Annotated in this window: 2 protein-coding genes; both read right to left on the bottom strand. The window is 76.3% G+C overall.

Going from position 1 to position 10,520, the window contains the following annotated elements:
- The coding region (locus ACFW22_RS35015) for a type I polyketide synthase (protein WP_386412637.1) at positions 1–6,504 on the bottom strand (6,504 nt) is incomplete at its 3' end.
- A gap of 151 nt (positions 6,505–6,655) precedes the next feature.
- Positions 6,656–10,520 (bottom strand): SDR family NAD(P)-dependent oxidoreductase (locus tag ACFW22_RS35010; protein ID WP_386412634.1); only part of this gene is annotated, 3,865 nt, incomplete at its 5' end.

Here is a 10,520-nt window from a genome sequence, read left to right as displayed (position 1 = left end):
CGCCATCCGCCCCGCGAACACCACCGACCCACCCAACAACTCCGCAGCCATCCCCACCCACTGCGACCCCTGCCCCGGAAACACCAACACCGTGCCGCCGTCCACCGTGCGCCCGCCGTCCCAGGCCTGTGCGTCGGCGTCGGCGTCGGCCAGTTGGTCCAGCAGGGTGCGGAGTCGGTCTGCGTCGCCGATCAGGGCCTTGCGGTGCTCGAAGGAGGTGCGGGCGTTCAGGGCGGAGCCGATGTCGCGGGGGTCCGCTGCGGGGCTGCCGTCGAGGTGGCGGCGCAGTCGGTCGGCCTGGGCGCGCAGGGCCTGCGGGCTCTTGGCCGACAGCAGCCAGGGCACCGCGGGCAGCGGGGTGCGGGCGACCGCCGCGCCGTCGTCCTCAAGGGGGGTGTGTTCGAGGATGGTGTGGACGTTGGTGCCGCTGAGGCCGAAGGAGGACACGCCGGCCCGGTACGGGCGGTCGTGGGCCGGCCAGGGCTGCTGCTCGGTCGCGAGGGCGAGCGCGCCGCGGGTCCAGTCGACGTGGCCGGACGGCCTGCCGACGTGCAGGGTGCGGGGCACCTCGCCGTGCCGCATGGACAGCACCGTCTTGATGACCCCTGCCACGCCCGATGCCGCCTGGGCGTGGCCGAGGTTGGACTTGAGCGAGCCGACCAGGAGGGGCCGGTCGGCGGGCCGGTCCTGGCCGTAGGTGGCCAGCAGCGCCTGTGCCTCGATGGGGTCGCCGAGGGTGGTGCCGGTGCCGTGCGCCTCCACCACGTCCACCTCGGACGCCGTCAGGCCCGCGTCCGCGAGCGCCGCCCGGATGACCCGCTGCTGCGACGGTCCGTTGGGGGCGGAGAGGCCGTTGCTGGCGCCGTCCTGGTTGGTGGCCGAACCGCGGACCACGGCCAGCACCGGGTGCCCGTTGCGCCGGGCGTCGGACAGCCGCTCCAGCAGCAGGACGCCGACGCCCTCGCCCATGCCCATGCCGTCCGCGTCGTCCGAGAAGGCCTTGCAGCGGCCGTCCTCGGCGAGTCCGCGCTGACGGGAGAAGCTGATGAGGGCGCCGGGGGTGGCCATCACGGCGACGCCGCCGACCAGGGCGAGGGAGCAGTCTCCGCCGCGCAGGGCCCGGCCGGCGAGGTGCATCGCGACGAGGGAGGAGGAGCAGGCCGTGTCGATGGTCACGGCGGGGCCTTCCAGGCCGAGGGTGTAGGCGACCCGGCCGGACACGACACTGGGGGCGCTGCCGGTGAGGAGGTGGCCGTCGCCTTCTTCCGACTGGGCGACGACGGCGGCGTAGTCGGCGTAGTTGACGCCGGTGAACACTCCGGTGCGGCTGCCGCGCAGGGCGACGGGGTCGATGGCGGCGCGTTCGATGGCTTCCCAGGTGGTTTCCAGGAGCATCCGCTGCTGGGGGTCCATGGCCAGGGCCTCGCGCGGGGAGATGCCGAAGAACTCGGCGTCGAAGTCGGCCGCGTCGTGGAGGAAGCCGCCGCGCCGGGTGGTGGAGGTGCCGGGGCGGTCGGGGTCGGGGTCGTAGAGCGCTTCGATGTCCCAGCCGCGGTCGGTGGGGAAGTCCGAGACGGCGTCGCCGCCTTCGGCGAGCAGCCGCCACAGGTCTTCGGGGGTGCCGATGCCACCGGGGAAGCGGCAGGCCATGGACACGATCGCGATCGGCTCGTCGTCGGGCACGGGGGCGGGCGCGGCGGTGCCCGGGGTGTCGGCGTGCGCCGTGGCGGTCTGCCGGCCGAGGAGTTCCGCGCGGATCTCCTCGGCGAGGGCGGTGGACGAGGGGTGGTCGAAGATCAGGGTGGACGGCAGCCGCAGTCCGGTGGCGGTGTTGAGCCGGTTGCGGAGTTCGACCGCCGTGAGGGAGGCGAACCCCATGTCCTGGAAGGCCTTGCCGGGCCGGATCGCGTCCACGGTGGGGTGGCCGAGGACGGCGGCGGCGTGGGTGCGGACCAGGTCGAGCAGCAGGCGCCGCTGTTCGGATGCGCCGAGGGCGGCGAGCCGTTGCCGCAGCTGTGCGGCGGCGGGTGCCTCGGTGTCGCCGGTCGTCGCGTCCAGGGCGCGGCGGGCTTCGGGGATGCCGGTGAGCAGCGGGCTGGGACGGGTGGAGGTGAAGACGGCGGCGAACCGCTCCCAGTCGACGTCGGCGACGGCGAGTACGGTCTCGTCGTCGTCCAGGGCCTGTTGCAGGGCGTGGACGGCGAGGTCGGGGGCGATCCGGGGCAGGCCGTGCTGCTCCAGTTTGAACAGGTCGGCGTCTTCTCCGGCGATGCGGTCCTGCCACGGGTTCTCGGCCTGCCAGATGCCCCAGTCGACGGTGGTGGCGGTGAGGCCGCGGGCCCGGCGGTGCTGGGCGAGGGCGCCGAGGTAGGCGTTGGCCGCGGCATAGGCGCCGTGGTCGCCGCTGCCCCAGACTCCGGCGATGGAGGAGAACAGGACGAAGGCGTCGAGTTCCCGGTCGAGGAGGGCGTCGAGGTGTTCGGCTCCGGAGGCCTTGGCTGCGACGATCTGTTCGAACGCGGACATGGGTGTGCCGTCGAGCGGTGCGAGCGCGACGAAGGCGGCGGCGTGGACGACGGCGGTGACCGGGTCGCCCGCCGTCTCCAGGCCGGTGAGCAGCGCCGCCACGTCCTGGCGGTCCGCCAGGTCGCAGACGGGCAGGGTGAGCCGTACGCCGAGGGCGTCGAGTTCGGCGGCGAGTTCGGCCGCGCCGGGTGCCTGGGGGCCGCGGCGGCCCGGCAGGACGAGGTGGGTGGCGCCGCTGCGTGCGAGCCAGCGGGCGAGGTGCGGGCCGACGGCGCCGGTGCCGCCGGTCAGCAGGACGGTGCCGCGAGGCTTCCAGGGCTTCGTACGGCCGTCGTTCCGGGGGGCGTGGCGGAGGCGGCGGGCTAGGAGGCCGGAGGCGCGCAGGGCGAGCTGGTCCTCGCGGCCGGTGCCGCCGTCCGGGCCGGGGCAGGCGCCGGAGGCCGTGAGGACGGCGGCGAGCCGGGTCCGGGCGCGGGCGTCGAGGTCCGACGGCAGGTCGACGAGTCCGCCCCAGCGGGCGGACAGTTCGAGCGCGGCCACCAGTCCGGTGCCCCAGACCAGTGCCTGGCGGGGGTGGGTGACCGGGTCGTCCGCGTCCGTGGACACGGCTCCGGCGGTGGCGCACCAGAGGGGTGCCGTGAGGGCGAGGTCGCCCAGGGCCTGGACGAGGGCGACGGTGAGGGCCGTTCCGATGGGCAGGACCGGGTGGTCCGGGTGGGGCTGGTCCGCGACGGCGAGCAGCGAGAGCACGCCGGTCGGGACGCGGTCGCCGAGGGCGGCGGCGAGGATGTCCGCGAGGTCCGCGCGGCGGACGGCGCCGGCGCTGACTTCGGCCGTGACGACGGTGGCACCCGCTTCGGTGAGGGCCAGGACCGGGCCGCGGACCCGTTCGTCGTCGCCGTGTCCGGCGGGCAGTACGACGAGCCAGGTGCCGGCGGCGGTGGTGGCGGCGGCGGCGGCGGGCGGGTCGGGCAGGGGCTGCCAGTCGATGCGGTAGCGCCAGGAGTCGATGACGCTCTCGTCGCGGCGCTGCCGGCGCCAGTCGCGCAGGGCGGGCAGGACGGGGGCGAGGGCGTCCTCGTCGACGGCGAGATGGGCGGCGATCTCGGCCGGGGCCTCGTGGTCGACCATGTGCCAGAAGGCGGTGTCGTGCGGGTCGGCGGCCGGGCGGGCTTCGGGCGCCGCCTCCGGCTCCAGCCAGTAGCGCCGCAGCTGGAAGGGGTATCCGGGCAGGGCCGTGGGGCGGGCACCGGTGCCGGCGAACACCGCGGACCAGTCGACGGCCGCGCCCGCCACCCACAGTTCGGCGGCCGAGCGCAGCGCCCGGCGCAGTCCGCCGTCGTCGCGGCGCAGGGTGCCGACGACGACGGGCGGCTCCGCGGCGCCGGTGGCCTCGGCGGTGTCCTGGAGGGCCATGGTCAGCACCGGGTGCGGCGACACCTCGACGAAGACCTCGTGGCCCTGTTCGACGAGGGAACGTACGGCGGCGTCGAAGCGGACGGTGCCGCGGAGGTTGCGATACCAGTAGTCGGCGTCCATGGCCGTGGTGTCGAGCCGGTCGCCGGTGACGGTGGAGAACAGCGGGATGCGGGCCGCCAGCGGGCGTACGCCGGCCAGCGCGGCCAGCACCTCGGACCTGATCCGCTCGACCTGCGCCGAGTGCGAGGCGTAGTCGACGGGGACCTCCCTGGCCCGTACGCCCCGGGACTCGCAGTGGGCGAGCAGTTCGGCGAGTGCCCCGGTCTCCCCCGAGACGACCACGGCGGCGGGCCCGTTGACGGCGGCCACGGACAGCTTCTCGGCCCAGGGGGCGATCTCGGCGCGGACCCGGTCCTCGGGCAGGGACACGGCGACCATGCCGCCGAGTCCGGCCAGCGCCCGGATGGCCCGGCTGCGCAGGGCGACGACCGCCGCGCCGTCCTCCAGGGTCAGGGCTCCCGCCACCACGGCGGCGGCGATCTCGCCCTGGCTGTGCCCGACCACGGCGTCGGGCCGGACGCCCCAGGAGTCCCAGTGCGCGGCCAGGGACACCATCACCGCCCACAGCACCGGCTGCACCACGTCCACCCGTTCCAGGGAGGGTGCCCCGGGCGCGCCGTCGAGGACGTCGAGGAGCGTCCAGTCGACGTGGGCGGAGAGGGCCGTGTCGCAGGCGGCGAGCCGGTCCCGGAAGACGGGGCTGGTGGCGAGCAGGTCCCGGGCCATGCCGGCCCACTGGGAGCCCTGACCGGGGAACACCAGGGCGGTCCGGCCCTCGACGACCCGACCGGTGCCGGTGACGACGTCGGCGGGCACAGCCGGGACGGGGCCGGGGGCCGTGTCGCCGGGGAGGTCCGGGTCCGGCACGGACAGGGCGGCGAGCCCGTGCAGCAGGGCGGGGTGTCCGTCGCCGATCACCACGGCCCGGTGTTCGAAGGCGGCCCGGGTGGTCGCCAGCGAGAACCCGATGTCGGCCGGCCGGGCGGGCGCGTCCGTGGCGAGGCGGGCGCGCAGCCGGGCCGCCTGGTCGCCGAGCGCGGCCGCGGTACGGCCGGACAGCACCCAGGGCAGCACGGCGGCGGGCGGGCGCACCGCATCGGCCGCGGCTTCCGGGCCGCCGGTCGCTGCTTCCGGCCCGGCGGCCGGTTCCGGCTCCGGTGCCTGTTCGAGGACGACGTGCGCATTGGTGCCGCTCATGCCGAAGGAGGACACGCCGGCCCGGCGCGGCCGGTCGACGGCGGGCCAGTCGCGGGTCTCGGTGAGCAGTTCGACGGCGCCCGAGGACCAGTCGGCGTGCGGGGTGGGCGCGTCCACATGCAGGGTGCGGGGCAGGACGCCGTGCCGCAGCGCGAGGACCGTCTTGATGACCCCGGCGACCCCGGCGGCGGCCTGGGTGTGCCCGATGTTCGACTTCAGCGACCCCAGCCACAGCGGCCGTCCGGTGGGCCGGTCCTGGCCGTACGTGGCCAGCAGCGCGTCGGCCTCGATGGGGTCGCCGAGGGTGGTGCCGGTGCCGTGCGCCTCGACCGCGTCCACGTCCCGGGCGGTGAGGCCCGCGTCGGCGAGGGCGGCCCGGATGACCCGCTGCTGGGAGGGGCCGTTGGGGGCGGTGAGGCCGTTGCTGGCGCCGTCCTGGTTGATCGCCGAGCCGCGCAGTACGGCCAGGACCGTACGGCCGTTGCGCCGTGCGTCGGACAGCCGCTCCAGTAGGAGCATCCCCACGCCCTCGCCCCAGCCTGTGCCGTCGGCCGCCGCCGCGAACGGCTTGCAGCGGCCGTCGGGAGACATCGCGCCCTGCCGGCTGAACTCGACGAACACCGCGGGCAGCGCCATCACGCTGACCCCGCCGGCGAGCGCGAGCGAGCACTCGCCGGCCCGCAGCGCCCGCGCCGCGAGGTGCAGCGCCACCAGCGAGGCCGAGCAGGCGGTGTCCACGGTGACGGCGGGGCCTTCGAGGCCGAGCGCGTAGGACACCCGCCCGGACATCACGCTCATCGAGTTCCCCGTCATCAGGAACCCCTGGACGGCTTCGGCGGCGCCGGCGCCCAGCGTCGCGTACCCCTGGTCGATGGCCGCCGCGTACACGCCGGTACGGCTGCCCCGCAGGGTGAGCGGGTCGATGCCGGCCTGCTCGACGGCCTCCCAGGACGCCATCAGCAGCAGCCGCTGCTGCGGATCCATGGCGACCGCCTCACGGGGCGAGATGCCGAAGAACTCCGGGTCGAAGTCCGCCGCGCCGTCCAGGAACGCCCCCCGGCCGGGGACCGTGCCGCCGGCCGGCCAGGCGGCCTCCCAGCCCCGGTCGCCGGGAACGGGCCCGATGGTGTCGCGGCCTTCGGCGAGCAGCTCCCACAGGTCTTCCGGGGTGCGGACGCCGCCGGGGAAGCGGCAGCTCATCGCCACGATCGCGATCGGCTCGCTGCTCCGGGCCTCGGCCTCTCGGAGGCGCTGCCGGGTGTCCCGCAGGTCGATGGTCACCCGGTTGAGGTAGTCGCGCATCCTCTGGTCGCTCACTGGACACCGCTGCTTTCGTCTCGGGCTGCTCGTGCTCGGGTCTCGTCTCGGGGTGCGCGGGGTGCGCGGGGTGCATGGGGTGCATGGGGTGCATGGGGTGCGCGTACGGCGTCTACGGCGCGGTCCGGTCGGCCGGTCATGCGGAGCCCAGCTGACGGTCGATGTAGTCGAACATCTCGTCGTCGCTGGCCGCCTCGATCAGCTCGGGAGCCAGGTCGTCCGCGTCGCCCCCGGCCGGGCCGGCGGGCGGTGTCCCGCCGGGCAGCGGACGGGACAGCACGTCCCGTATGCGGGCGGCCAGTTCGTCGCTGATGCCCTCCGGCGGCAGGGCGTCGAGCAGGGCCTCCAGGGTGTCGAGCCCGGCCCGGACCGCCTCGTCGCCGGTGGGGCGGGCGGCAGCGGTCCGCTCGACAAGGTGGCGGGCCAGGGCCTCCGGTGTGGGGTGGTCGAAGACGAGCGCCGCGGGCAGCCGCAGCCCGGTCGAGGACACCAGCCGGTTGCGCAGCTCGACCCCGGTGAGGGAATCGAAGCCGACGTCCTTGAAGGGGCGGGCCGGGCGGATCAGGTCCGGCGAGCTGTGGCCCAGCACCGCGGCGGCGTTGCCGCGCACCAGGTCGAGCAGGGTCCGGTACAGCTCGGCCTCGGGCAGCTCGGCGAGCTGCTGCGCCATCGAGCGGGCCGGTGCCGCGGCCCCGCCCGTGGCGGTACGGGCCGGGCGGACCAGGCCGCGCAGCACCGCGGGCAACCGGTCGTCCGCCCGCAGCACGGCCGGGGCGATCCTGGCCGCGAGCCGGTAGGCGTACGGGGAGTCCAGCGCCGCGTCGAACAGGGCCAGGCCCTCCGCCGAGGTCAGCGCGCCCGCCCCGGCGCCCCGGCCCGCGGTGACCCCGGCGGTCATCTCGCTGCGCTCCTCCCACAGGCCCCAGCCGATGGACAGGCCCGGCAGCCCCTCGGCGCGGCGTTCGGCGGCGAGTGCGTCGAGGACCGCGTTGGCGGCGGCGTAGTTGGCCTGCCCGGCCGCGCCGAACTGGGCGGCGCCCGAGGAGAACAGGACCAGCGCCGCGAGGTCGAGGTCCCGGGTGAGGTCGTGCAGGGCGAGCGCCGCGTCCGCCTTGGGCCGCAGCACCCGGTCGAGCCGGTCCGGGGTCAGCCCGGCGATGGTGGCGTCGTCGAGGACCCCGGCCGCGTGCACGACGGCGGTCAGCGGGTGCCCGGTGGGCACCGCGCCGAGCAGGTCGGCGAGCGCGGTGCGGTCGGCGACGTCGCAGGCGGCGACCGTCACCGACGCCCCCAGCCCGGTCAACTCCCTTACCAGCTCGGGCATTCCGTCGGCGGAGGTGCCCCGGCGGCCCGCCAGCAGCAGGTGCCGGGTGCCGCGTGCGACGACCAGGTGCCGGGCCAGCAGCCGCCCCAGGGTGCCGGTGGCCCCGGTGACCAGGACGGTCCCTTCGGGGTCGAGCGGAGCGGGCAGCAGCAGGACGTTCTTGCCGGTGCCCCGGGCCTGGCTGAGCGAGCGCAGCGCGGCCGGGGCCTGCCGGACGTCCCAGCCGGTGACGGGCAGCGGACGCAGCACCCCCTGCTCGAACAGGTCCAGGATCTCGGCGAGCATCTCGCCGATGCGTTCCGGACCGGCCTCCATCAGGTCGAACGCCCGGTAGCGCACGCCCGGGTGCTGCCGGGCGACCGTCTCCGGGTCGCGGACGTCGGTCTTGCCCATCTCCACGAACCGGCCGCCGCGCGGCAGCAGCCGCAGACCCGCGTCCACGAACTCCCGCGCCAGGCTGTCCAGGACCACGTCGACGCCCCGCCCGCCGGTGACCGTCAGGAACGCCTCCGCGAAGTCGGTGGTACGGGTCGAGGCGATGTGCGCGTCGTCCAGTCCGCCGGCCCGCAGGACGTCCCACTTGGCCGGGGACGCGGTCGCGTACACCTGCGCCCCGGCGTGTCGGGCCAGCTGCACCGCCGCCATGCCGACACCGCCGGCCGCGGCGTGGACCAGTACGGATTCCCCGCGCCGCAGCCCGCCCAGATCGAACAGACCGTAGTAGGCGGTGAGGAACACCACGGGCACGGACGCGGCGCGGGCGAAGGACCAGCCCGCCGGGATCCGGGCGACGGTGCGGCGGTCGGCGACGACGGTCGGGCCGAACGCGCCCCCGAAGATGCCCATCACCCGGTCCCCGGGCGCCAGGTCCTCCACACCCGGGCCCACCTCGATGACGACCCCCGCGCCCTCGCTGCCCAGCCCCTGCTGTTCGGGGTCCGGGTCCAGGCCGAGCGCGGCGATCACGTCGTGGAAGTTCAGCCCGGCGGCACGCACCGCGATCCGCACCTCGCCCTTGCCCAGCGGGGCGAGGGCGGCGGGCACGGGCTCCACCGCGACGTCCTCCAGGCCGCCCCGGCCGTCGGTGGTGAGCCGCCAGGCGGCGCCGTCCGGCAGGGACAGCGTCCCGTCGGGACGGCCGCTGCGGGCCAGCCGCGGCAGCAGCGCGGTCCCGGCACGCAGCGCCAGCTCCGGTTCACCGGCGGCGAGCGCGGCGGGCAGGACGTCCGCCGGGTCGGCGGTCCCGGCCGCGTCGATGAGGACGAACCGCCCGGGATGCTCGGCCCGCGCGCTGCGCACCAGGCCCCACAGGGCGGCCTGGGCCGGATCGACGGGCCGGTCGACCGGCCCGGTCCGGACCGCGTCCCGGGTGAGCAGGGCCAGCGTCGCTTCGGCGAACCGCTCGTCGGCAAGCCACTGCTGAACGAGGGCCAGCCCGCGGTGCGCGGTGGCACGCACCCGGTCGGCGGGGTCGGGCAGACCGGCGGTGGCGACGGCCGCCACGACCACCTCGGGGAGCACCGCGCCCGACCCGAGGGCTTCCGCCAGGGCGTCGAGGTCCTGCCAGGACTCCGCCCCGGCCACGGCACCGCCGAGGGCCGCCCAGGCGGGCACGGCGCTGCCTGCCCGCTCGGTGGCCGGGTCGGTGGCCGGGGTCCAGTCGAGGCGGTACAGCAGGTCGGCGTGGGCGGTCGCAGCGAGCGGCCCGCCCTCGGCCGGGGGCCGCAGCAGCAGGGACTCCACGCCGAGCACCTGCCGCCCGGACAGGTCGTGCGCGTGCAGGGTCACGGCGTCCGGCGCGTCGGCGGCGAGCCGCACGCGCAGCGTGGTGGCACCGGCGATCCCACAGCTCACCCCGTTCCAACTGAAGGGCAGCCGGGCCCGGCCGTCCCGGTCGGGCAGCAGGGCGGCGCCCTGGAGGGCCGCGTCCAGCAGCGCGGGGTGCAGCGCGCATCCGGCGGCGTCGGCGTGCTGCGGCTCCGGCAGCACCACCTCGGCGAACACCTCGCCCCCGCGCAGCCACGCGGCACGGATGCCGCGGAAGGCGGGCCCGTACTGGTAGCCGGCCTCGGCGAACCGCTCGTAGAGGTCGTCGGTGTCCACGGGTTCGGCACCGGACGGCGGCCAACTCAGCAGACCGGCCGCGGCCGGGTCCTCGACGGGCCGGGGGGCCAGGGTGCCGGTGGCGTGCTCGGTCCAGGGCCCGTCGGCGTCCCGTGCCGTACGCGCGAACACGCTGAGCCCGCGGCGACCGGCGCCGTCGGCCGCGGCGACGCGCAGCTGAAGGTGGACGGCTCCCTCGCCGGGGAGTAAGAGCGCCGATCCGAGGGTGAGTTCCTCGACCACCGGGCAGTCCGCCTCGGCCGCGGCGCGCAGCGCGAGTTCGAGAAAGGCCGTGCCCGGGAAGAGGACGACGCCCGACACCGCGTGGTCGGCGAGCCAGGGGTGGGTATCCAGCGAGATCCGCCCGCTGAGCAGCAGCTCACCGGAGTCCGCGACCTCCATCGCCGCACCGAGCAGCGGGTGCCCGGTCGTGGCGAGACCCGCTGAGGCGACATCCCAGCTCGTCGTCGGAACGTCCAGCCAGTAGCGGCTGCGTTGGAAGGCGTACGTCGGCAGCTCGACCCGCCGCGCGCCCGGGAACGCCCCCGACCAGTCCACGCCCAGACCACGCTCC

The sequence above is a fragment of the Streptomyces sp. NPDC058872 genome, from assembly GCF_042743065.1.
Taxonomy (GTDB): domain Bacteria; phylum Actinomycetota; class Actinomycetes; order Streptomycetales; family Streptomycetaceae; genus Streptomyces.
Note: the sequence above shows the minus strand (reverse complement) of the source record. Positions and strands in the feature narration are given on the sequence as shown.